This window comes from Leisingera sp., from assembly GCF_982940295.1.
In genome coordinates this window covers 150,483-172,138 of sequence record NZ_CEYXRG010000001.1, presented here as the reverse complement: position 1 = coordinate 172,138, position 21,656 = coordinate 150,483, and the positions used below count along the sequence as shown (strand labels likewise).

Genomic DNA, 21,656 nt, shown 5'->3' with positions numbered 1-21,656 from the left:
TCTGCGGCATCCTGTTCCGGTTGGAAGTGGTGAGGTGACATGCAGAGCGTTCAGGAAATTGCAGAACAGATCGTGGCGCGCGAAGGCGGGTTTGTGAATGATCCCGATGATCCCGGCGGGGCCACCAAACACGGCGTGACCATCGGCACGCTGCGGCGGCTGGGGCTGGATCTGACCGTCGATGGCGCCGTGGATGTTCAGGACGTGAAGGCAGTGAGCCGGGCGCAGGCGGTGGACATCTTCATCCGCCATTATTTCGAGGCGCCGCGGATCGCCAGCCTGCCGCCCTGCCTGCAGGCGACAGTCTTCGACATGTATGTGAACGCGGGCAGCAACGCGGTGCGCATCCTTCAGCGGCTGCTGCGCGACATGGGCTATGCCGTAGCGGTTGATGGCGCCATAGGCCCCCAGACCGCAGGCGCTGCGGCGCAGGCGGCGGAGGTCGGCGCGGAGGCCTTGCGCGATGCCTATGGGGTGGCGCGCCGAAATTATTACTTCCGCCTGGCGGACCGGCGCCCGGCCAGCCGCAAATATGCGCGCACCCGCACAGGCGGCAAGGGCGGCTGGATCAAGCGGGCCGAAGAGTTCATTTCACCAGTCTACCACCTGAGCCGCGGCGACTTTCAGCGGAGGACCGCGGCATGGGGCTGATTGCAGATATTTTCGGATTGATTTTTGGAAGCCATCGTAACGCCTTGCGGGAAACTGTTGAAGTCTTTCGCGAAAACGCGGAGGCAGGCGCTGCACGCGCGCACGATTTGCAGAACGCTGCGCTGAGCCAGCTGGCGGCGGAGTTTCAGTATGGCGGCAAAAGCCGCTTTGACCGGTTCATGGACGGGGTGAACCGTCTGCCGCGCCCCCTGCTGGCGCTTGGGACCCTTGCACTGCTAGGCGCATCTCTCAGCGATCCGGTCTGGTTCGCTGCAAGAATGCAAGGGCTCGCGTTGGTGCCAGAGCCGCTGTGGTGGCTGCTGGGCGTCATCGTCTCCTTCTACTTCGGCGCCCGCCATCAGGTGAAGAGCCAGGAATTTCAGCAGGGCCTGGCTGCCAGCATGGCGCGGGTGCCGCAGGTGGCGCAAAACATCGCCGCGCTGGAGCGGCTCAGGGCGGATGCGCCTGACGCCGCCGCCACCCGCACGGATGCCGCGACCCGGCTGGACGCCACCGCGGCGGAGAACAATCCAGCGCTGGAAGCCTGGAAAGCGCGCCGCGGCTGATCACATTTTGCCCTCTGCGGCGGCATGGCGCGGCGTTTGCCATTGGCCCCCCCGGCAGACAGGCGTATAGGAAAAAACATGATTACAGAGCTCGGCCACTTCGCCCTTATCCTCGCCTTCATGATCGCTATCGTGCAGGCCGTGATCCCCTTGATCGGCGCGCAGAAACGCTGGCCCGGCTGGATGGCCGTGGCAGAGCCTGCGGCGCAGGCGCAATTCCTGTTCACCGCGTTTTCCTTTGGCGCGCTGATGTGGGCCTTCATCACCTCCGACTTCTCGCTGAAGCTGGTGACGCTGAACAGCCATTCGGCCAAGCCGATGCTGTACAAGATCTCCGGCACCTGGGGGAACCACGAGGGCTCGATGCTGTTGTGGGTGCTGATTGTCAGCCTGTTCGGCGCGCTGGCCTCGGTCTTTGGCGGCGGGCTGCCGCCCACGCTCAAGGCTCGGGTGCTGGCGGTGCAGGCGGCGATCGGGGTGGCGTTTTTTGCCTTCATCCTGTTCACCTCCAACCCGTTCCTGCGCCTGACGGTGCCGCCGTTTGACGGGCAGGACCTGAACCCGCTGCTGCAGGACCCGGGCCTCGCGTTCCACCCGCCGTTCCTCTACCTCGGCTATGTGGGCCTCAGCATGGCGTTTTCCTTCGCCGTCGCAGCCCTGATCGAGGGCCGGGTGGATGCCGCATGGGGGCGCTGGGTGCGGCCCTGGACGCTGGCCGCCTGGATCTTTCTGACCATCGGCATCGCGCTGGGGTCCTGGTGGGCCTATTACGAACTGGGCTGGGGCGGTTTCTGGTTCTGGGACCCGGTGGAGAACGCTTCCTTCATGCCCTGGCTGCTGGCCGCAGCGCTGCTGCACTCCGCCATCGTGGTGGAAAAGCGCGAGGCGCTGAAAAGCTGGACCATCCTGCTGGCGATCCTGGCCTTCGGCTTCTCGCTGATCGGTACGTTCATTGTGCGTTCGGGCGTGATCACCAGCGTCCATGCCTTTGCCAACGACCCGGAGCGGGGCGTGTTTATCCTGATCATCCTGGCCTTCTTCACCGGCGGCGCGCTGACCTTGTTTGCGGCGCGTGCGCAGGCGATGGAGGCCAAGGGCGTTTTTGGCATGATCAGCCGTGAAAGCGCGCTGGTGGCCAACAATATCCTGCTGGCGGTCAGCTGCTTCGTGGTGTTCTTCGGCACCATCTGGCCGATTGTGGCCGAGATGCTGCTGGACCGGAAGCTGAGCGTCGGCCCGCCGTTCTTCAATTCGGCCTTCACCCCCTTCATGGTGGTGCTGGGCTTGCTGCTGCCGGTCGGCGCCATGCTGCCGTGGAAGCGCGGCCGGATCGGGCGCACCGCCTGGCAACTGCGCTATGTGTTTGTGCTGGCGGTGTCACTGGGCGTTCTGGCCTGGTCGATGCAGACCGGGCGGTCTGCGCTGGGGCCGGTCGGGCTGTTTCTGGGGTCCTGGGTGGTGTTCGGTGCGCTGACGGATCTGTGGATGCGCAGCGGCAAATCCGGCCGCTTGCAGCGGGTGCTGCGGCTGCCGCGGGCGGACTGGGGCAAGGCCACGGCCCACGCGGGCCTTGGCGTCACCATCTTTGCCGTTGCCGGGCTGACCGCCTGGGAGCAGGAGGATATCCGCGTGGCCCGTATTGGCGAGCCGTTTGAGGTTGGTGCCTTCACGCTGGTGCTGCAGGATGTCAGCCGTGAGCAAGGGCCGAACTACTTCACCACCAAGGGACGCGTCGAAGTGACCCGAAACGGCCGGCCCGAAGCGGTGATGTTCCCGGAGAAACGCGATTATCCGGTGGCCAAGATGCCGACCACGGAGGCGGCGATTGACTACCGGGTGACCCGGGATCTGTATGTGGTGCTGGGCGACCAGCAGGCCGACGGCAGCTGGACCATGCGCACCTATATCAAACCCTTTGCCAACTGGATCTGGGCCGGCTCCATCCTGATGGCGCTTGGCGGGCTGCTGAGCCTAAGCGACCGGCGCTTCCGCGTGGCTGCGGGCGCGCGCAAGACACCGGCAAGCGGAGTGCCTGCGGAATGAAACGGATGCGTTTTCTGATCGTCGCCCTGGCGGGTTTTATGGCGGCAGCTGCCGTCACCCCGTCGCCCGCTCTGGCGGTGGAGCCGGATGAGATCCTGGCGGACCCGGCGCTGGAGGCGCGTGCGCGGGAGCTGTCCAAGGACCTGCGCTGCCTGGTTTGCCGCAATGAAAGCATTGATGAATCCAACGCCGAACTGGCCCGCGACCTGCGGGTGCTGGTGCGGGAGCGGCTGGTGGCCGGCGACAGCGACCGTGAGGCGATGGATTTCATCGTCGCCCGCTATGGCGAATACGTGCTGCTGCGGCCTACCACCAGCGGTGCCAACTGGCTGCTGTGGGCGGCGGGCCCGCTGATGCTGCTGGCGGCGCTGGTGATTGCGGTACTCTATGTTCGCGGCCGGGCCCGGGCGCCGAAAGCCGCAGAGCAGAGCCTGAGTGCGGAAGAACAGGAACGGCTGCGCAAAATCCTGAAGGATTGACGCCGGGTCTGCCTTTCCGGCGGGCGGGCTTTACGTCACCATAGCGTCAAACGGGCCCGCTGCGCACGGCTGGGCGGGACGCAAGCTTTATGAGGCAACCCTATGGACTACAAGGAAATCCTGTTCACGCTGGAGGGCGGGCTGGCGGTCATCACCCTGAACCGTGCCAGCCGCAAGAACGCGCTGACCAGCCTGATGCGCTCGGAAATCACCCATGCGGTGCGGATGGCGTCGGCAGAAGCGCGTGCGGTGGTGCTGACGGGGGCGGGCGATGCGTTCTGCTCCGGCCAGGACCTGAGCGATGCCTCCAGCAGCGGCGACCTGGATCTGGAGCGCACGCTGCGCGACGAATACCTGCCGATGGTTGAGGCGATCTACAATTGCCCGGTGCCTGTCGTGGCCGCAGTCAACGGAGCTGCCGCCGGCGCCGGCGCCAGCCTGGCCCTGGCGGCGGATGTGGTGATCGCCAGTGAAAGCGCGTTTTTCATGCAGGCGTTCAGCAAGATTGGCCTGATGCCCGATGCCGGCGGCACCTGGTTCCTGCCGCGCCAGATCGGTATGGCCAAGGCGATGGGTGCGGCGCTGTTTGCCGACCGTATCAGCGCGCAGCAGGCCAGCGATTGGGGCATGATCTGGGAAGCGGTGCCGGATGCGGAGTTCGACGCCCGCTGGCGCGAGCGTGCCGCCTATCTGGCGCAAGGACCCAGCAAGGCCTTTGCCGCCACCAAATCCGCCCTTCGCGAAAGCACGGGCCGCAGCTTGATGGAACAGCTGTCGGAAGAGGCGCATCTGCAAGGGGAATGCGGCAAGACCCGCGACTTCCTGGAAGGTGTAACAGCCTTCATGGAAAAGCGCCCCGCGAAGTTCGAGGGGCGCTGACAGGCACTCAGGGGACGGGGCCGATCGGTTAGGAGAAAAACGACCCGCCGGAAGAACGGTCGTCGATGGAAACATCGCTGACCGTCAGCAACCCGCCGGCGCCTTGGATCCGTGCGACGAATACATTGTCTGCAAAGAGCAGGGCAGAGCCTTGCCCTTCGTCGCCGCTGCCGTCGCCGACGGTCTGAACCGACAGCCTGGGCGGCAGCCCGTCGCCGTTGCAGGAGTAGACCAGCAGGTCTTCGGCGGGGTCAAAATCTGTCACGATAACGGGGTCATCGTTGGACGCGACCCAATCACCAACCACCAGAGTGTCGCGTCCTTCGCCAAGAGAGATGGTGTCGCCATCCCCCGCGATCACGGTATCATCGCCATAGCCGGCTGAGACGCTGTCTGCATCGCCGTCAAGATCCGTATCCGGATTCACAAACCCGGAGAGACCACTGATATCCGTGATGGACCCGTCGGCCACCCCACGCGAAAAGCCGACAATTCCTTCGCCGTCGATACCGCTGGTTGAGATGATCCTGTCATCGCCGGCATCCCCGTGCAGAGTGTCCGATCCGTCGTTGTCGATAAGATAGTCATCGCCGGCGCCGCCCCGCACAAAGTCGTCGCCGGTGCCGCCAACCAGAATGTCGGTGCCGTCCATTCCAAACAGGCGGTCATCGCCGCCGCGGCCTTCGACGATATCGTCTCCGCCCCTGGCAAAAATGGTTTCGTCCTGGTCAGTGGCAGTCAAGTCATCTGCAGCATCAGACGTGGTGATGGTACTTACGGGCTCTTCGGTGTGAGGCGGTTCCGTGGCGTCGGGTTCACTGGCGCCGTCATCATCATCGTCCGCTGCCATAGCCACACCGCCTATGGTCAGGCCGATACCGAGCAAAATCAAAAATTCCATCTATTCAATCCTGTAGCCGCCCGGCGGGTGACGTTCTGTAACGACGCGCGCGGGGCGCGCGCACCACCGGATTGGAGTAAACTAAGTAGTTTGGTATTGAGTTGAGTGATTTTAGTCAAATACTCGTAAATATTGAAATTCGCAACGAAACGGTCAGCTGAAACCGCCGGGATTGTTTCGCGTTCTGGCCAGCCGCAGCAGATGCGGATTAGGGGTGCAGGCGGGACGAAGGCCGGTGTTTGCATCGGCGGCTAATAAAAAACGCCCCGCAAAGTGCGGGGCGTTTGTCTGATTGTCTGCGCAGCTATCAGCGCTTTTCGATGTCGACGTAGTCGCGCAGGGTCTCGCCCAGGTACAGCTGGCGCGGGCGGCCGATCTTGTTCTGCGGATCGGCGATCATCTCTTTCCACTGCGAGATCCAGCCGACGGTGCGCGACAGCGCAAAGATCGGGGTGAACATCGAGGTCGGGAAGCCCATCGCCTCCAGGATGATGCCGGAGTAGAAGTCGACGTTCGGGAACAGCTTCTTCTCGATGAAGTAGTCATCGTGCAGCGCGGTGCGCTCCAGCTCCTTGGCGACCTGCAGCAGCGGGTTGTCTTCGACGCCCAGCAGCTCCAGCACCTCATCCGCGGATTGCTTCAGCACCTTGGCGCGCGGGTCGGTGTTCTTGTACACACGGTGGCCAAAGCCCATCAGGCGGAACGGGTCGTTCTTGTCCTTGGCGCGTTCGATGAACTCCGGAATGCGGTCAACGGAGCCGATTTCCTTGAGCATTTCCAGGCAGGCCTGGTTGGCGCCGCCGTGTGCCGGGCCCCAGAGACATGCGATGCCCGCAGCGATACAGGCAAACGGGTTGGCACCGGAGGAGGACGCCAGGCGCACGGTCGAGGTCGAAGCGTTCTGCTCGTGGTCGGCGTGCAGGATGAAGATCCGGTCCATCGCGCGGCTCAGGATCGGGTTCACGTGATATTCCTCGGCCGGAACCGAGAAGCACATGTGCAGGAAGTTGGCCGAGTAATCCAGGTCGTTCTTTGGGTACACGAAGGGCTGGCCGATGGAGTACTTATAGGCCATCGCCGCGATGGTCGGCAGCTTGGCGATCAGACGGATCGCAGCAACTTCGCGCTGCCACGGGTCGGTCACGTCCAGCGAGTCGTGATAGAAGGCCGACATCGCGCCGACCACGCCCACCAGGGTCGCCATCGGGTGCGCGTCGCGGCGGAACCCGCGGAAGAAGTTGTGCATCTGCTCATGCACCATGGTGTGACGGGTCACACGGGTCTCGAAGTCTTCCAGCTGAGCGGCGGTCGGCAGTTCGCCGTACAGCAGCAGGTAGCAGACTTCCAGATAATGCGACTTGGACGCCAGCTGGTCGATCGGGTAGCCGCGGTGCAGCAGTTCGCCCTTGCCGCCATCGATATAGGTGATGGTGCTGTCGCAGCTGGCGGTGGAGGTGAAGCCCGGGTCATAGGTGAACACACCTGCCTGCGCATAGAGCTTACGGATGTCGAGGACATCGGGCCCGGCCGTTGGCGAGAAAATGGGCAGCTCGTAATTTTCGCCATTCAGGCTGAGCGTGGCAGATTTCTGTGTCTCGGTCATGGATGTCCCTTCCTGTTACAGGCACGAAAGCTGCCGCTCGGGCGTCTTCATGCGGGGCAGCGCCTGCGCGATTTCGCGCAGGGGTTGTCTTATCAAAACAGGCTTACCCGGGCGTAAAGACCGAAGTCAGCCTGTCGCGTCTTTGAGCCGGGCGATGGTTTCATCGCGGCCCAGAATCAGCATCATATCGAACACCGAAGGCGTTACCGCCCGGCCCGCAAGCGCAGCCCGCAACGGGCCTGCCAGTTTGCCGAACTTGGTATCATGTGCTTCTGCAAATGCGTTCAGAAGCGCCTCCAGATCGTCACGGACCCAGCTAGCATTTTGCAACTGCGGCGTCAATTCTTCCAGTATACCATCGGATACAGAAGACAGCGCTTTTTCTGCCTTCGCATCCCGTTCAAGAGGCCGAGACGCAAGGATAAAATGCGCTTTTTCAAGCAGTTCCGGGAAGGTGCGGGCCCGGTCCTTGAGGCAATACATCGCAGCTTCCAGCCCTTGTGACTGTGCGTCAGTCAGGGCCGGTTCTCCAGCAGCCGCCAGATATGCGCAGATTTCCTGCCGCAGTGCGGCATCATCGCTAACGGCAATATGCTGGCCGCAGAGGTTCTCCAGCTTTTTGGTGTCGAACCGGGCCGGGCTTTTGCCGATACCGTCAAAGTTAAACCACTCTTTGGCCTGGCTGTCTGTAAAAAATTCGTCATCGCCGTGCGACCAGCCAAGACGCGCCAGATAGTTGCGCATGCCAGCAGCCGGGTAGCCCATCGCCTGATACTCCTGCGCGCCAAGCGCGCCGTGGCGTTTGGAGAGCTTCTTGCCGTCCGGCCCGTGGATCAGCGGGATATGCGCCCAGACCGGCACGTCCCAGCCCATCGCCTCGTAAATCATCATCTGGCGGGCGGCGTTGTTGAGGTGGTCATCGCCGCGGATCACATGGGTGACGCCCATGTCATGGTCATCCACCACTACAGCCAGCATGTAGACAGGGGTGCCGTCCGAGCGCAGCAGGATCATGTCGTCCAGCTGGTCGTTGCGGATGGTCACATCGCCCTGCACCTGATCCTTAATCACAGTGACGCCATCCTGCGGCGCCTTGATGCGGATCACATAGGGCGCGTCCGGGTGGCTGGCCTCATCAGCGTCGCGCCAGGGCGAGCGGTAGAGGGTGGACTTGCCCTCGGCCTTGGCCTGCTCGCGGAAGGCAGCAATTTCCTCCTGGGTGGCAAAGCACTTGTAGGCCTTGCCTTCCGCCAGCAGCTGTTTGGCGACCTCGGCGTGGCGGTCTGCGCGCTCGAACTGGCTGATCACCTCGCCGTCGTGGTCCAGCCCGAGCCATTCCATGCCCTGAAGGATGGCCGCAGTGGCCTCCGGCGTGGAGCGTTCGCGGTCGGTGTCCTCGATCCGCAGCAGGAACTTGCCGCCGCGGCCGCGGGCATAAAGCCAGTTGAACAGCGCGGTGCGGGCGCCGCCAATGTGCAGAAAGCCGGTGGGAGAGGGCGCGAAACGGGTGACAACCGGTTGGGTCATGAGCGGGATTTACCTTTTGGAAACCATGGGAGGCATAGAGTTTCCGCCTGTCTACCGGGCCAGAAGGCGGGGGGCAAGCATGCGGCTGAGCGCAGCCATCGCAGACCTGCTGCAGGCGCAGCGGGGACATTTGTTCCCCTGGGTTCCAGTATTTCTGGGCGCCGGGATCGGGGCCTATTTCAATTTGAAAAGCGAACCTGGCTGGGCGGTTTATGCGTCTTTCGCGGCGGTTTCGATGCTGCTGGCTTGGTTTGCGATGCAACGGCGGCCGCTGGCGTTCCTGTGGTGGGCACCAGCCTTTGCGGCCGCGGGCCTGTGCCTGGCGGGTGCCCGCGCCAATTGGGTTGCGGGTCCGGTTCTTGATTTCCGCTATTATGGCCCGGTGGAGGGGCGTGTGGTGTCGGTGGACCGCTCCCCGACCGATGCGCTGCGGCTGACCCTGGACCAGGTACGGCTGGACCGTGTGTCTCCCGCGAAAACGCCGGTCCGTGTCAGGATTTCGCTGAAGGGGCAGGACACTGTTCCGCCGCCCGGCGCCATTGTGATGACAACCGCGCATCTGCTGCCGCCGCAGGGGCCGGCCGAGCCGGGCGGGTTCGACTTCCGCCGCCATGCCTGGTTCAAACAACTGGGCGCCCTCGGCTATACCAGAGTACCGGTTCTGCTGGCGGAGGCACCGGGAGATGGTGTCCCGGTGGAGCGCCTGCGCCGCGCAATGGCAGGGTACCTGCAGCAGCGGATCCCAGGCGAAACCGGCGGTTTCGCCGCGGCCATCACCGCAGGCGACCGCAGCGGTGTCGGCGAGCAGACCCTGACGGCCCTGCGGCAAAGCAACCTGGCGCATTTGCTGGCAATCTCCGGTCTGCATATGGGCTTGCTCACGGGCTTTGTCTTTGCAGCCGTTCGGGTTCTGTTTTGCTTGGTGCCACCGGTTGCCCTGCGCTGGCCGGTCAAGAAGCTGGCGGCGCTGGCCGCCTTGGCTGCCGGGACAGGATATCTGATGTTGTCAGGTGGCAATGTGGCGACGGAGCGGGCCTTTGTCATGGTCGCCGTGATGCTGGGCGCGGTGCTGCTGAACCGGCGCGCGATCACGTTGCGGGCGGTGGCAGTGGCGGCATTGATCGTATTGCTGCGGCGTCCCGAAAGCCTGCTGAGCCCGGGTTTCCAGATGAGCTTTGCCGCGACGGCCGCGCTGGTCGCGGTTTTTGCCGCGCTGCGCGATGGGGAGGTTCCGTTGGGCCCGCGCTGGCTGCGGCCGGTTCTGGCGCTGGTGATTTCCTCCGCCGTGGCAGGTGCCGCAACCGCGCCCTTTGCAGCCGCGCATTTCAACACCCTTCCTCACTACGGTCTTCTTGCAAATGTGCTGGCAGTTCCGGTTATGGGCACTGTGGTCATTCCGGCGGCTGTACTGGCGCTGTGCCTGGTGCCCATCGGGCTGGAAGGGATTGCGCTGACGGTGATGCGCTGGGGCATGGACTGGATCCTGGGCGTCGCGCAAACCGTGTCGGGGTTTGAGGGGGCCGTGTCCCATGTGGCGGCCCCGGGCGGCGCGGTGCTGCCGCTGTTTGCGTCGGGCATGGTATTCGCGGTGATCTGGCAGGGGAGGCTCCGGCTCGCTGGCCTGTTGCCAGCGGCTGCGGCGCTGTGGGTTTGGAGCGGGGCGGAGCGGCCCGCGGTCATCATCGCCGGATCCGGCGGGCTGATTGGAGTAATGGAAACCGAGGGCCGTGCGTTGTCGCGGGCCAAGGGGCAGGCGTTCACGGCAAAGATCTGGCTGGAAAACGATGGCGATGCGGCCAGCCAGCCCGAGGCCGCTGCGCGGTGGCGAGCGGCGGACATGGGATTGCCGGTTTGGAAAGCTGCGGGGTACCGCTTGGTTCACGCACCGGGAAAGCGTAAGCTTCTGCAGGCAAGTCCCTGTAAGAAAGGAGATATTATCGTCTCCAACGTCGCCGGCGTGCCGCTTGGCGACTGCTTGCTGCTGACGCCCGAGGATTTGCGGCAGACCGGCAGCATCGCGGTCCAGTCCGACGGGCGGCTGCTGACTGCCCGCGAAGCGACCGGAGCGCGTCTGTGGAGCGGGTGGAAGCCGGAGGGGCCGGAGATCCGGCGCCTGCGGCGGCTGCTCGCGGTGACAGCGCAGGGTCAGTAAGTGCGGATCAGTCCGACGAGGCGGCCCTGAACCTGCACCTGGTCCTCGGGGTAGCGCCGGGTTTCATAGACCGGGTTCGCGGCCTCCAGCGCAATCATTCCGCCCTGGCGGTGATAATACTTCAAAGTGGCTTCCTGGCCTTCGACCAGTGCCACCACGATGTCTCCGTTGTCGGCAGAACTGGTCTCGCGGATAACCACGATGTCGCCATTGTTGATGCCGGCCTCGATCATCGAGTCGCCCTTGACCTCCAGCGCAAAGTGCTGGCCGTTGGGGGCAATCATGCCGCCCGGCACCGCCACATGGTGCGAGACCTGGCTGATCGCTTCAATCGGAACACCGGCCGCGATGCGGCCCATGACCGGCAGCTCGACCGCGGCCTGACGCATGGGGTCGGGGGCCGCAGCTGCGGCAGTACGCTGGCCGCTCTGGCCGCCGTCGATTACAGCGGGAGCAAAGCCCTGCGGCTCTGGCGTGCCACCAAGGCTTTCGGGCAGCCGCAGGATCTCAATGGCGCGGGCGCGGTGGGCGAGGCGGCGGATGAAGCCGCGTTCTTCCAGGGCAGTAATCAACCGGTGGATGCCGGATTTGGAGCGCAGATCCAGCGCCTCCTTCATCTCGTCAAAACTGGGCGGAACACCGTCCCGCTGCAGGCGTTTGTGAATGAATTCCAGCAAATCCAGCTGCTTTTTCGTGAGCATCGCCGCTCCCTCCGCGCCTCTTGTAGATGTTTTCTTTTGTTCTACGCATGTTCACGTTTTGTGTCAACATGGCGGCTTGCGGTTGTGGCGGATATTGGACGCGCGGGAGTCGCGTTCATTTAGCTGGAGTATTTTTGCAAAGATGAAGGGGTGTCAGATCGGCAAATATTGCACGGTTTCGCCTGCGTCGCGTGAGCCGTCACCCGGCCTACGGATCAGCAAGGCGTTGGCCCCGGCCAGGACAGTAAGCAATGAGCTGTCCTGATTGGCAAAAGCGCTGATCTTCCCGTCCTCAATCCGGGCGCGCATGTAATGCTCGCGCGGACCGTTCGCAGAAAGAGGCTCCGCCAAGGCGGCAGTTTGAAGCGACTGGCCGCTGTCCGGCAGGCCAAGCATCGCCTGGATCATCGGTGCGAGGAACACATGGCCGCAGACCATCGCTGACACTGGGTTGCCGGGCAGACCCACCATGGCGGCAGAGTTCATCCGGCCTGCCATCAGCGGTTTCCCGGGGCGCATGGCGACTTTGTAGAAGCTGCGCTCCATCCCCAGATCTTGCGCCACCTTGCCGACCAGATCGTGGTCGCCAACGGAGGCGCCGCCGATGGTCACCACCAGGTCGGCGCCCTCAGCCAGCTCAAAGGCGGTGCGCAGGGAGCTTTCGGTGTCGCGGGCAATCGGCAGGATGCGGGCGCGCGCGCCGAGGCTCTCCAGCATCGCCTTCAACCCGAAGGTGTTGGAGGCGATGATCTGGTCCGGGCCGGGCGTGCCGCCCGGCATCACCAGCTCATCCCCGGTGGAGATCAGGGCGACCTCGGGGCGGCGAATGACCGGAACGGAGGGGATGTTCATCGCGGCCAGAAGGGCGACGTCCGCAGGTGTCAGCAGCCGGGGTGCGGAGACGGTCTGACCATCGGTGAAATCACCGCCGCGGGGGCGGATGTTGTCGTTCCTTCCAGGCTCATCCCTGATGGTGATGAGGTCTCCGGTCCGGCTGATATCCTCTTGAATAACAACGAAACTTGCGCCTTCCGGCACTGGCGCGCCTGTGAAGATCCGCACCGCCTGGCCCGCGCCCACGCGGCCGTCAAAGGCATGGCCCGCAGCAGCCTCGCCGATCACCTTGAACATGGCGTGCAGCTCGACTTCGGCAGCATTCACCGCGTAGCCATCCATGGCGGAAGCGGAAAAGGGCGGCTGGTCGCGGCGCGCGTGCATATCCTCTGCCAGTACCCGGCCCGCGGCCTCTGCCAAGGGAACTTCTCCGGTCTCCAGCTTGGAGACAAGCGCCAGAAGATGCGCGCGGGCTTCGCTGACGGAGATCATCTATGCCTCGTACCTGCCTGATTTTCCGCCATCTTTCAGCGTGACGCGGATGCCGCCTATCTGCATCGCCCTGTCCACGGCCTTGGCCATGTCATAGACGGTGAGCGCAGCGGTGGAGACGGCGGTGAGTGCTTCCATTTCAACGCCGGTCTGGCCGGTGGTCTTGACGGTTGCCTTGATGCGCACGCCGGGCAGGCCCGGATCCAGCGTCAGCTCCACCGCAACCTTGGTCACCGGCAGCGGGTGGCAGAGCGGGATCAGGTCCGGTGTCTTCTTGGCGCCCATGATCCCGGCCAAGCGGGCAACGGAGAGAACATCACCCTTCTTGGCACGGCCTTCTGAAATGATTTCAAAGGTTTCCGGCGCCATGGCAATGTGACCCTCGGCAGTCGCAATGCGCGAAGTGACGTCCTTGTCCGAGACATCGACCATATGGGCGTCGCCCTTGGTATCGAAATGGGTGAGGCTCATGGGCTGCCTCCTTTACATCATGCCGGGAGTCAGAGGGTTGGCAAGCAGAGCACGGGTGGCCGCGGCCACGTCCTCCTGGCGCATCAGGCTTTCGCCGATCAGGAACGTCCGGGCGCCGTAACGGGCCATGTCCGCCAGATCCTCAGGTGTGGTCAGGCCGCTTTCGCAAACGATGGTCCGGTCAGCAGGCACCAGGCGCGACAGCTCGCGGGTGGTGTCCAGCGTGGTCTCAAACGTCTTGAGATTGCGGTTGTTGATACCCATCAGCGGCGATTTCAGATTGCAGGCGCGCTCCAGCTCTTCGGCGTCATGCACCTCGAGCAGCACATCCATGCCCCATTCAAACGCACTTTCCTCCAGCTCCTGCGCTTGTTCGTCGGAGACGGAAGCCAGGATGATCAGAATGCAGTCGGCGCCCAGCGCACGGGCTTCGGCCACCTGATAGGTGTCATACATGAAATCCTTGCGCAGTGCCGGCAGCGAGCAGGCTGCGCGCGCCTGGGTGAGGAAGTCTTTGGCACCCTGAAAGCTGGGCGTATCGGTGAGCACCGACAGGCAGGTGGCGCCGCCGGCCTCATAGGCTTTGGCCAGTTCAGCGGGTTCAAAATCCGGGCGGATCAGCCCCTTGGACGGGCTGGCTTTCTTAATCTCCGCGATGAGGCCGTACCCTTGGCGGCTGGCCTGAAACAGGCTGTCGGCAAAGCCGCGCACCGGGGAGGCTTCGCGCGCCTCGGCCTCAACCGCCTCAAGCGGTTTCGCGGCTTTGTCGGCGGCCACTTCCTCAAGCTTATAGGCCTTGATCTTGTCCAGCACGTTTTGGGTCATGCCAGTGCCTCCGTTCATGTGTTCCAGTCTATGCCGGCTTCACCGCGTGCGGCGAGCCAATTGTTCACTTTTGAGAAGGGCCGGGACCCAAAGAAGCCGCGCCGCGCCGACAGGGGCGAGGGATGCGCGGTTTTCAGGATCAGGTGATCGCCCGGTTTGATATGTTTTTCAAGCTTTTGCGCCGCATTACCCCAGAGAATGTAAGCGGTGGGGCGTTCTGACGTCATCTCAAGCACCTGATGCACCAGATGGTGCCAGCCGAGGTGCTTGTGGCCGTTTGCCTCACCCGCGGGGACCGACAGGGCGGTGTTCAGCAGCAGCACCCCCTGGCGGGCCCAGCCGCGCAGGTCGCCGTTCGGACGGGTTGCACCAAGATCCGCCTCCAGCTCCTTGTAAATATTGGATAAGGAGCGGGGAAGCGGCTGCACGTCCGGTTCTGCCGAGAACGCAAGCCCGTGGGCGTGGCCGGGCGTTGGATAGGGGTCCTGGCCCAGGATCACCACGCGGGTGTCCTCCGGCTGGGTCAGCTCCAGCGCGGCAAACCGCTGCAGCGCGGGCGGCAGGACCTCACGCGGGTCCGCCTGCAGCGCGGTTGCGATACCGGGCCATTGATCTGTGAAGAAGGGCAGGCCGGCCCAGCGGCCCAGCCCTGGCGGAAGAGCGGTCATGCGGCTGAGGTGATGCGGGCCAGCGCCTCTACCTTGGCTTTGGCAGCACCGCTGTCGATCGACTCGGCGGCGCGGGCGACGCCCTCCTTGAGGTCCGCAGCCTTACCGGCCACCACCAGCGCAGCGGCTGCGTTCAGCAGCACTGCATCGCGGTACGCTGAGGGCGTGCCCTGCAACAGCACACGGAAGGCCATCGCGTTTTCTTCCGGTGTGCCGCCGACAATCATGTCAAAGGGATGCACAGGCAGGCCGGCGTCTTCGGGGTGCAGCTCCACCTCTCGGATCTCGCCATCCTCCTCCAGCGCCGAAACCCAGCTGATGCCGGTGATGGTCAGCTCATCAGTGCCGTCGGAGCCGTGCACCAGCCAGGCGCGTTCGGACCCGAGCGCCTTGAGGGTTTCCGCCATCGGACGGATCATCGCGCGGCTGAAGGCGCCGGTCAGCTGGCGTTTGACGCCGGCCGGGTTGGTAAGGGGGCCGAGGATGTTGAAGATAGTGCGGGTTCCCAGCTCCTGCCGGGTGGGCATCACATGCGCCACCGCCGGATGGTGCATGGGCGCCATCATGAAACCGATCCCCGCCTCATTGATAGCCTTTTCAACAACTTGCGGGCCGACCATCACGTTGATGCCCATCTGGGACTGCAAGTCCGCGGTGCCGGATTTGGAGCTGAGGTTCCGGTTGCCGTGTTTGGCGACCACAACATCGGCGCCCGCCACGACAAACGCGGTGGCGGTGGAGATGTTCAGGGTGTTCTTGCCGTCACCGCCGGTGCCGACAATGTCCATCGCGCCGGCGGGCGCCTTCACCGGGTTGCACTTGGCGCGCATCACGGCGGCGGCGGCGGCGTATTCATCGACGCTTTCGCCGCGGGTGCGCATCGCCATCAGCAGGCCGCCGATCTGACTGGGCGTGGCCTCGCCTTCGAACAGCAGGGTAAAGGCGGTTTCCGCCTCTTCGCGGGTCAGAGAGCGTTCGGCAGCTGCTCCGATGAGCGGCTTCAGGCGGTCACTCATGCGGGCACCTTCATAACGTCGAGAAAGTTTTTCAGCAGCGCGTGGCCGTGTTCGGAGGCGATGGATTCGGGGTGGAACTGGACCCCGTGAATCGGCAGCTCCTTGTGCTGCAGGCCCATGATGGTGCCGTCTTCCAGCTCCGCTGTGATCTCCAGGCAGTCCGGCAGGCTGTCGCGCTCCACCACCAGGGAGTGGTAGCGCGTCGCTTCAAAGGGCGAGGGCAAGCCTTTGAAAACACCCTTATCTTTGTGGTGCATCTTGCCCATCTTGCCGTGCACGATCTCGTGGCAGCGCACCACCTTGCCGCCAAAGGCCTGGCCGATGGTCTGATGGCCCAGGCAGACGCCCAGCAGCGGTGTTCCGGTCTCAGCCGCCGCTTCGGTCAGCGCCAGGCAGATACCGGCCTGATCGGGATCGCAGGGCCCGGGCGACAGCAGGATGCCGGACGGCTTCATCGCCATCGCTTCCTGCACGTTGATGGCGTCGTTGCGGTGCACTTCCATTTCCGCGCCCAGCTCGCCCAGATAGTGCACGAGGTTGTAGGTAAAGGAATCGTAGTTGTCGATCAGCAGCAGCATCGTAGCGGGCTCTTTTAAGGGTGGCGGGCCGGGGGCGCGCCGCAGTATAGTGGTCGAAACATACATGTTCAGGGATACGGGGCAGCGTCAAGGGCAGGAAAGGCGATTGCGGGACAGGGCCGGTAACAGGGTTCGTCCAGGCAGGCCGGATTGACGCAGCACGGAAAGACGGATTGAGAGGCAAAACAGGCATGCGTGGATTTCTGGGCGGCGTGAGTGTTGGGGCTTTGCTGGCCGCTGGCGGGCTGGCGATGCTGTCATTATCGGTGCCGCTGCCGGTTTCGGAACCGGAGAAACAGGCCGGTGAAGACCAGACGGTTGCCGTGCCGCAACCTTCGGAACAATCAGATGAAGATAAGGCCGGCACCGCGACGGAGCCGGCGCCGCATGAGCCTGGCGATGCCCCGCAAATGCCTGATGGCGGCGGCAAGGTTGCGGAAATCCCCGGCAATGGCCAGGGGCGCGATGCAGACCTGGTAGAAGCACAGCCTGCAAGTCCGGCCGCAACTGGTGCAGCCGATGATCTGAGTGCCTTGACTGGAGTTGATACGGCACCTGCGGGCAAGCCGGAGGTCGGCCTTGCCGCATCTGCGGTTGACGGAACCAGTCCCGCACCGGCCCCAGCGCCGGGTGTGGAGCAGACGAGACCTGAAGGCCAGCCGCAGGCCGCCCAGCCGGAGGCCCCGCAAGCGCCCGGCAGCGAGACCGCAGTCATAGCCGCAACGGAGCCGGCGCCAGAACCCGAACAGCCGGCCGAAGAAGAGACTGCCTCCGTCGCGGCGCCTCAGGCAACACCACCATTGCCCGCCGTGCAGCAAGACCCTGCCTCGCAAGCGACGGCGTCGGTGCTGGCCCCCGATATCGGTGCAGCGCCGCAAGCGACCACATTGCCGGTGATCGGCGCGGCGCCGGCTGTCCCTGAGACCAGCGCCGGGGATGAAGCTGTGAAGACTGAGGACGAGGCCGGCGTTGCCCAAGAGCCGGAGCAGGAGGTCCTGGCTCCGCGCATCGGCACGCCAGTGGTTCCCCTGACCGAACGGGACAAAACGCAGGAGTTTGCGCAGGCCGGCCCCCAGCCGCAGGACAAGCCGCCGTTTCTGGCTTTCGCGGAACCGTTCGCCAACCCGGAAGACCGGCCGCTGATGTCGATCGTGCTGATTGATGACGCCGGTGCCGTGGGCGCAGAAGCGTTGGCAGAGTTTCCGTACCCCTTGAGCTTTGCCATTGACCCTGACGACCCTGAGGCCGCGGCGAAGATGGCGGCGCGCCGGGCGGCGGGGTTCGAGGTTCTGATGCTGGCGGACCTGCCGCGTGCCGCCACGCCGCAGGACGCCGAGACGGCGCTGGAAGTCTGGCGCGGGAACTTGCCGGAAGCGGTGGCCATACTGGAAGGGGTGGACACCGGAGTGCAAGGCAACCGGCCGCTGGCTGACCAGGTGGCGGCGATGGCGGCCTCTGCCGGCTATGGCCTGGTGACACAGAACAGCGGCCTCAACACGGTGCAGAAACTGGCGCTGCGGGATGGTGTGCCTGCCGGTGTGGTGTTCCGCGACTTTGACGGGGCGGGCCAGAATCCGCGGGCGATCCGCCGGTTTCTGGATCAGGCGGCGTTCCGGGCCGGACAGGAGGGCGCGGTGATCATGCTGGGCCGTCTGCGGCCCGACACGATTTCGGCGCTGCTGCTTTGGGGTTTGCAGGACCGGGCCGCCCGGGTGGCCCTGTCGCCGGTATCTGCCAGCCTTGAGGCGCAGCTGCCGTCAAAGTGAAACGGCGCCCTGGGCGGGCGCCGTTGCCTCCGGCGGGAGTACTTCGGGAAAGGTGAAGCTTCGGCGGCGTCTCTTCGGCGTTACCGGTTGCCGTTGCCGGTGAAGCGGGCGGCATCTGCAGCGGCGCGGCGGATGGCGTTGGATTTATGGACTGTCTCCATATACTCCGCCTCCGGGTCGCTGTCGTAGACAACGCCGCCGCCTGCCTGGATGTAGAGGTTCTGGTCCTTGACGATGGCGGTGCGCAGAGCAATGCACATGTCCATGTCGCCACCGGCCGAGAAATAGCCGACGCCGCCGCCGTAGATACCGCGCTTTTCCGGTTCCAGCTCGTCGATGATCTCCATCGCACGCACCTTGGGCGCGCCGGAGACGGTGCCTGCGGGCATGCCGGCAAAGAAGGCATCCAGCGCATCCTTGTCCTCTGCCAGCTCCCCCACGACGTTGGAGACGATGTGCATCACGTGGCTGTAGCGTTCGATGATGAATTTCTCAGTCGGGCGCACGGTGCCGATTTTAGAAACCCGGCCAGTGTCGTTGCGGCCAAGGTCCAGCAGCATCAAGTGCTCGGCCAGTTCCTTCTTGTCGGCGAGCAGATCCAGTTCCAGCGCCTTGTCTTCCTCAGGCGTGGCGCCGCGGGGACGGGTGCCTGCGATCGGGCGGATGGTAACTTCCTGGCCGAAGACGCGGACCAGGATTTCAGGGCTCGCGCCCACCACCTGGAAGCCGCCGAAGTTGAAGTAGAACATAAAGGGCGACGGGTTGGTGCGCCGCAGGGAGCGGTAAAGGGCGAAGGGCGGCTGGCGGAACTCCTGGGTCCACCGCTGTGCCGGCACCACCTGGAAGATGTCGCCTGCGCGGATGTAGTCCTTGGCCTTCTCCACCGCGGCCATGTAGCCCTCTTTGGTGAAGTTTGAGACCGGCGGCGCGACCTCATCAGCATCGCCGAGATCGCGGCTTTCCGCGGGCATGGCGCGTTCCAGATCGCGGACCGCGTCCATCACCCGTTCCGCAGCCTGGGCATAGGCGGCCTTTGCGGTCTGGCCGTCGCTGGCCCATGCGGGGGAGACCACGGTGACCTCGCCCTTGACCCCGTCCAGCACGGCAATCACCGAAGGCCGCAGCATCAGCGCATCGGGCAGGCCGAGCGGGTCGGGGTTCACGTCCGGCAGGTGCTCCACCAGCCGGATCATGTCATAGCCGAGATAGCCGAAGAGACCGGCGGCAGCCTGGGGCAGATCGTCGGGAAGGTCGATTTTGCTCTCGGCAATAAGCGCCCGCAAGTTGTCCATCGGGTTGCCGTCCTGCGGCGTGAAGTCATCCGCATCAAACCGCGCTGAGCGGTTGAGCGCGGACTGCTCGCCGTGGCAGCGCCAGACCAGATCCGGTTTCATGCCGATGATCGAATAGCGCCCGCGCACTTCGCCGCCGGTCACCGATTCCAGCATGAAGGCGTCTTTTTGGGCGCCGGTGAGCTTGAGCATCAGCGACACCGGCGTGTCGAGGTCGGCGGCAAGGCGGGTGTAGACGACCTGGTTTTCACCGGCCTCATAGGCCTTGGCGAAACTGTCGAAATCGGGGGTCAGGGCCATGGGTGCTTGCCTTGATTACTGGAAGTTTGCCTGCGCTGCATTCAGCGCCTGCTGGTCGACACGGGGTTCGGCGCGGGCTTGGACGTCCTGCACATAGGCCTGGAACAGCTCCTCGGCCAGCGACTGGTCCAGTTGCGCCTGCAGGGCCTGGGTGAGCAGGGTCATGTCGTCGCTCTGCTCCGGCGGCAGGATGGCATCGAGACGGACCACAACGGCCGAGTTCGCATCTTGCACCAGGCGGAACTCTCCGAGCTCCATATCGAATACCCCGGTAACCAGCTCCGCCGGCACGGTGTCGATGTAGGCAGTGCGGGTCAGGCCGGTTTCGGTTTTGACCTCGGCGCCTTCCGCAAAGTTATCCTGGGCCTCTGCCTGAGCCAGCAGCTCCTCACCCTGTGCTTTCAGGGCGTTTGCCAGGCGGTCAGCCTGCCAGGCAGCCAGGACCTTATCCTTGGCCTCTGCAAAGGGTTCGGGGCGTTCGGGCAGAACCTCGTCAAGGCGCAGGGCGAACAGGCTGCCATCGTCCAGGAAATTCACTTCCGGAAAGTCATCTGCGGTGACCGCAGCAGCGGCGGTGCGGAACCCTTCATATGCGGCGATGCCCTCGCTGGACTCTTCGGTCCAGTTGATCTGGACCAGTTCCAGCCCGCTCTCGGTCGCCAGCTCCTCCAGGGTCGCGCCGCCGGCAAGCATGTCGTCGATATCTTCGGCCTGCGCCTCTACCAGACGGCGCGCCCGGCCGGAGGCGAGTTCCTCGCGCAGTTCCGGCTCTGCCTGATCAAAGGTGGTGATCTGGGCTTCCAGGCGGCCGTTCACGCGGTAAAGCGCCGGACCGAGATCGGAGGGCAGGGGTCCTGCCACGGTGCCAACCTCAACAGCAAACACGTCTGTGCCTGCCGCGCCGAGATCGCCCATGGTCACGTCGCCCATGTCAACGTCCTGCAGAGTCAGCCCGCGGGCCTCGACAACGCTTTCAAAGGTGGCTCCGCCGGTTTCCAGCTGCGCCTTGGCGCTGGCCGCAGCTTCCTGATCGGCAAAGACCAGGCGCTCGACCAGGCGGCGTTCGGGCACCTGATACTGTTCGCTGCGGTCTTCAAACAGCTGCTGCAGGGCAGTCTCGTCGATCTCAACCTCATCCATCAGCATGGAAGGGCGCAGGGCGGCGTAGGTAATGACCTTGGTTTCCGGCAGCATGAACTGGTCCTGATTGGCCTCGTAGAAGGCTTGCAGGTCCTCATCTGACGGAACCTCGGCGGTCAGGGCGATGTCAGCAGCATTGAGCTGAACGTAAGAGAAGCTGCGGCGGGCACCGATGAAACCGGTCAGGGTTTCGGTCAGCGTTTCCGGCATTTTGGTGCCGGACAGAACTGCACCCTGCACCATGGTGCGGGCGGCTTCGCGGCGCAGATCCTCTTCGAATTCTTTCTCGGTCAGGCCGGCGTTGCGCAGGGCAAAGCGGTAGGCATCGCGGTCGAATTCGCCGCTGACGCTTTGGAAGGCATCAATCGAAGAGAGTTCTTCGATCAGGTTTTCATCGCCGATCGACAGGCCCAGCTGCTTGGCTTCGTGGTCCAGTGCCGCCAGAGAGATCAGCCGCCCGAGAACCATCCGGTCCATCCCAAAGGCAGTCATCTGCGACATCGACACCGCCTGTCCGGTCTGAGCCTGCAGGGCGCGCTGTTCGCGCTGAAGCTCGCGGACATAGTTTCCGATGCTGACTTCCTCATCGCCGACCTGGGCAACGGAGGAGGAGGAACTGGTGAAATTCACCGCGCCAAATCCGGCGAGGCCGACTATCAGCATCCCCATCAGGATCCAGACAAAGGTTTTGGATAGGTGTTTCATGCCTGCGGCCATGATGCCCTCTTTATTGTTCTGCTGCGCAAGGGTTTGCCTGGCAGCGGGAAATGCC

19 protein-coding genes are annotated in these 21,656 nt (G+C 64.2%); 7 read left to right on the top strand and 12 right to left on the bottom strand.

The window, feature by feature from the left end; genetic code table 11:
* Nucleotides 1-39: 39 nt before the first annotated feature.
* From AC4HIX_RS00825 to AC4HIX_RS00805, 5 genes are all read left to right on the top strand, one after another.
* Nucleotides 40-651: a holin-associated N-acetylmuramidase gene (locus tag AC4HIX_RS00825; RefSeq protein WP_490397489.1), complete on the top strand. Its 612-nt coding sequence runs from the start codon at nucleotides 40-42 to the stop codon at nucleotides 649-651.
* Nucleotides 642-1,217 (top strand): holin family protein, encoded by a 576-nt coding sequence (locus AC4HIX_RS00820; RefSeq protein WP_490397488.1) that lies wholly within the window; start codon nucleotides 642-644, stop codon nucleotides 1,215-1,217. Before AC4HIX_RS00825 ends, AC4HIX_RS00820 begins: the two co-directional genes overlap by 10 nt.
* Nucleotides 1,218-1,295: 78 nt before the next feature.
* Nucleotides 1,296-3,260 carry a heme lyase CcmF/NrfE family subunit gene (locus AC4HIX_RS00815; RefSeq protein ID WP_490397487.1) on the top strand — a complete coding sequence of 655 codons (1,965 nt, stop codon included), beginning with the start codon at nucleotides 1,296-1,298 and terminating at the stop codon, nucleotides 3,258-3,260.
* 5 nt (nucleotides 3,261-3,265) lie between these two features.
* Nucleotides 3,266-3,739: a cytochrome c-type biogenesis protein gene (locus AC4HIX_RS00810; RefSeq protein WP_490397666.1), complete on the top strand. Its 474-nt coding sequence runs from the start codon at nucleotides 3,266-3,268 to the stop codon at nucleotides 3,737-3,739.
* Nucleotides 3,740-3,841: 102 nt separating this feature from the next.
* The gene (locus AC4HIX_RS00805) at nucleotides 3,842-4,618 is read left to right on the top strand and encodes an enoyl-CoA hydratase-related protein (protein ID WP_490397486.1); all 777 of its coding nucleotides are present in this window, start codon (nucleotides 3,842-3,844) and stop codon (nucleotides 4,616-4,618) included.
* Between the two features lie 28 nt (nucleotides 4,619-4,646).
* Here AC4HIX_RS00805 and AC4HIX_RS00800 read toward each other — a convergent pair whose 3' ends face one another.
* The 3 genes from AC4HIX_RS00800 to gltX all read right to left on the bottom strand — a co-directional run bounded on the left by AC4HIX_RS00800 (nucleotide 4,647) and on the right by gltX (nucleotide 8,649).
* Nucleotides 4,647-5,468, bottom strand: a complete 822-nt coding sequence (locus AC4HIX_RS00800; protein WP_490397485.1) for a calcium-binding protein — start codon at nucleotides 5,466-5,468, stop codon at nucleotides 4,647-4,649.
* A gap of 358 nt (nucleotides 5,469-5,826) precedes the next feature.
* Nucleotides 5,827-7,122 (bottom strand): citrate synthase, encoded by a 1,296-nt coding sequence (locus tag AC4HIX_RS00795; RefSeq protein ID WP_027237699.1) that lies wholly within the window; start codon nucleotides 7,120-7,122, stop codon nucleotides 5,827-5,829.
* A gap of 126 nt (nucleotides 7,123-7,248) precedes the next feature.
* Nucleotides 7,249-8,649 carry a glutamate--tRNA ligase gene (gene gltX, locus AC4HIX_RS00790; RefSeq protein ID WP_490397484.1) on the bottom strand — a complete coding sequence of 467 codons (1,401 nt, stop codon included), beginning with the start codon at nucleotides 8,647-8,649 and terminating at the stop codon, nucleotides 7,249-7,251.
* A gap of 79 nt (nucleotides 8,650-8,728) precedes the next feature.
* On the opposite strand from gltX, the gene AC4HIX_RS00785 reads away from it, so the two are divergent.
* Complete coding sequence (locus AC4HIX_RS00785) at nucleotides 8,729-10,801, top strand: ComEC/Rec2 family competence protein (RefSeq protein ID WP_490397483.1); 2,073 nt, start codon at nucleotides 8,729-8,731, stop codon at nucleotides 10,799-10,801.
* Here the strand turns inward: AC4HIX_RS00785 and lexA are convergent.
* From lexA to AC4HIX_RS00750, 7 genes are all read right to left on the bottom strand, one after another.
* The gene (gene lexA / locus AC4HIX_RS00780) at nucleotides 10,795-11,502 is read right to left on the bottom strand and encodes a transcriptional repressor LexA (protein WP_490397482.1); all 708 of its coding nucleotides are present in this window, start codon (nucleotides 11,500-11,502) and stop codon (nucleotides 10,795-10,797) included. The genes AC4HIX_RS00785 and lexA overlap by 7 nt on opposite strands.
* 153 nt (nucleotides 11,503-11,655) lie before the next feature.
* Entirely contained in the window at nucleotides 11,656-12,828 is a 1,173-nt protein-coding gene (locus AC4HIX_RS00775) for a molybdopterin molybdotransferase MoeA (RefSeq protein WP_490397481.1), read from the bottom strand.
* A complete protein-coding gene (moaC, locus tag AC4HIX_RS00770; protein ID WP_490397480.1) occupies nucleotides 12,829-13,299 on the bottom strand; it encodes a cyclic pyranopterin monophosphate synthase MoaC in 471 nt (156 codons plus the stop codon).
* 12 nt (nucleotides 13,300-13,311) lie between these two features.
* Nucleotides 13,312-14,124 carry an indole-3-glycerol phosphate synthase TrpC gene (gene trpC / locus AC4HIX_RS00765; RefSeq protein WP_490397479.1) on the bottom strand — a complete coding sequence of 271 codons (813 nt, stop codon included), beginning with the start codon at nucleotides 14,122-14,124 and terminating at the stop codon, nucleotides 13,312-13,314.
* A 14-nt stretch (nucleotides 14,125-14,138) separates the two neighbouring features.
* The gene (locus AC4HIX_RS00760; RefSeq protein WP_490397478.1) at nucleotides 14,139-14,792 is read right to left on the bottom strand and encodes a uracil-DNA glycosylase; all 654 of its coding nucleotides are present in this window, start codon (nucleotides 14,790-14,792) and stop codon (nucleotides 14,139-14,141) included.
* Nucleotides 14,789-15,808 (bottom strand): anthranilate phosphoribosyltransferase, encoded by a 1,020-nt coding sequence (gene trpD, locus AC4HIX_RS00755; protein WP_490397477.1) that lies wholly within the window; start codon nucleotides 15,806-15,808, stop codon nucleotides 14,789-14,791. The genes AC4HIX_RS00760 and trpD overlap by 4 nt, the downstream gene beginning before the upstream one ends.
* On the bottom strand, nucleotides 15,805-16,386 hold the full coding sequence (locus tag AC4HIX_RS00750) for an anthranilate synthase component II (RefSeq protein WP_490397476.1): 582 nt from the start codon (nucleotides 16,384-16,386) through the stop codon (nucleotides 15,805-15,807). Before AC4HIX_RS00750 ends, trpD begins: the two co-directional genes overlap by 4 nt.
* 191 nt (nucleotides 16,387-16,577) lie before the next feature.
* Between AC4HIX_RS00750 and AC4HIX_RS00745 the strand changes: the two genes are divergently transcribed.
* Entirely contained in the window at nucleotides 16,578-18,152 is a 1,575-nt protein-coding gene (locus tag AC4HIX_RS00745; RefSeq protein ID WP_490397475.1) for a divergent polysaccharide deacetylase family protein, read from the top strand.
* 80 nt (nucleotides 18,153-18,232) lie between these two features.
* Here AC4HIX_RS00745 and trpE read toward each other — a convergent pair whose 3' ends face one another.
* Together trpE and AC4HIX_RS00735 are read right to left on the bottom strand one after the other, a co-directional pair.
* A complete protein-coding gene (gene trpE, locus AC4HIX_RS00740) occupies nucleotides 18,233-19,744 on the bottom strand; it encodes an anthranilate synthase component I (RefSeq protein ID WP_490397474.1) in 1,512 nt (503 codons plus the stop codon).
* Between the two features lie 15 nt (nucleotides 19,745-19,759).
* Entirely contained in the window at nucleotides 19,760-21,601 is a 1,842-nt protein-coding gene (locus AC4HIX_RS00735) for a peptidyl-prolyl cis-trans isomerase (protein ID WP_490397473.1), read from the bottom strand.
* Nucleotides 21,602-21,656 lie beyond the last annotated feature (55 nt).

Bases quoted from the DNA above. Each gene is read 5' to 3' on its own strand.
- AC4HIX_RS00805 (WP_490397486.1), top strand. From the start codon at position 3,842: ATGGACTACAAGGAAATCCTGTTCACGCTGGAGGGCGGGCTGGCGGTC.
- AC4HIX_RS00810 (WP_490397666.1), top strand. From the start codon at position 3,266: ATGCGTTTTCTGATCGTCGCCCTGGCGGGTTTTATGGCGGCAGCTGCC.
- moaC (WP_490397480.1), bottom strand. From the start codon at position 13,299: ATGAGCCTCACCCATTTCGATACCAAGGGCGACGCCCATATGGTCGAT.
- AC4HIX_RS00815 (WP_490397487.1), top strand. From the start codon at position 1,296: ATGATTACAGAGCTCGGCCACTTCGCCCTTATCCTCGCCTTCATGATC.
- AC4HIX_RS00825 (WP_490397489.1), top strand. From the start codon at position 40: ATGCAGAGCGTTCAGGAAATTGCAGAACAGATCGTGGCGCGCGAAGGC.
- AC4HIX_RS00785 (WP_490397483.1), top strand. From the start codon at position 8,729: ATGCGGCTGAGCGCAGCCATCGCAGACCTGCTGCAGGCGCAGCGGGGA.
- lexA (WP_490397482.1), bottom strand. From the start codon at position 11,502: ATGCTCACGAAAAAGCAGCTGGATTTGCTGGAATTCATTCACAAACGC.
- AC4HIX_RS00735 (WP_490397473.1), bottom strand. From the start codon at position 21,601: ATGGCCGCAGGCATGAAACACCTATCCAAAACCTTTGTCTGGATCCTG.
- AC4HIX_RS00750 (WP_490397476.1), bottom strand. From the start codon at position 16,386: ATGCTGCTGCTGATCGACAACTACGATTCCTTTACCTACAACCTCGTG.
- gltX (WP_490397484.1), bottom strand. From the start codon at position 8,649: ATGACCCAACCGGTTGTCACCCGTTTCGCGCCCTCTCCCACCGGCTTT.
- trpC (WP_490397479.1), bottom strand. From the start codon at position 14,124: ATGACCCAAAACGTGCTGGACAAGATCAAGGCCTATAAGCTTGAGGAA.
- AC4HIX_RS00820 (WP_490397488.1), top strand. From the start codon at position 642: ATGGGGCTGATTGCAGATATTTTCGGATTGATTTTTGGAAGCCATCGT.
- AC4HIX_RS00800 (WP_490397485.1), bottom strand. From the start codon at position 5,468: ATGGCAGCGGACGATGATGATGACGGCGCCAGTGAACCCGACGCCACG.
- trpD (WP_490397477.1), bottom strand. From the start codon at position 15,808: ATGAGTGACCGCCTGAAGCCGCTCATCGGAGCAGCTGCCGAACGCTCT.
- AC4HIX_RS00745 (WP_490397475.1), top strand. From the start codon at position 16,578: ATGCGTGGATTTCTGGGCGGCGTGAGTGTTGGGGCTTTGCTGGCCGCT.
- AC4HIX_RS00775 (WP_490397481.1), bottom strand. From the start codon at position 12,828: ATGATCTCCGTCAGCGAAGCCCGCGCGCATCTTCTGGCGCTTGTCTCC.
- trpE (WP_490397474.1), bottom strand. From the start codon at position 19,744: ATGGCCCTGACCCCCGATTTCGACAGTTTCGCCAAGGCCTATGAGGCC.
- AC4HIX_RS00760 (WP_490397478.1), bottom strand. From the start codon at position 14,792: ATGACCGCTCTTCCGCCAGGGCTGGGCCGCTGGGCCGGCCTGCCCTTC.
- AC4HIX_RS00795 (WP_027237699.1), bottom strand. From the start codon at position 7,122: ATGACCGAGACACAGAAATCTGCCACGCTCAGCCTGAATGGCGAAAAT.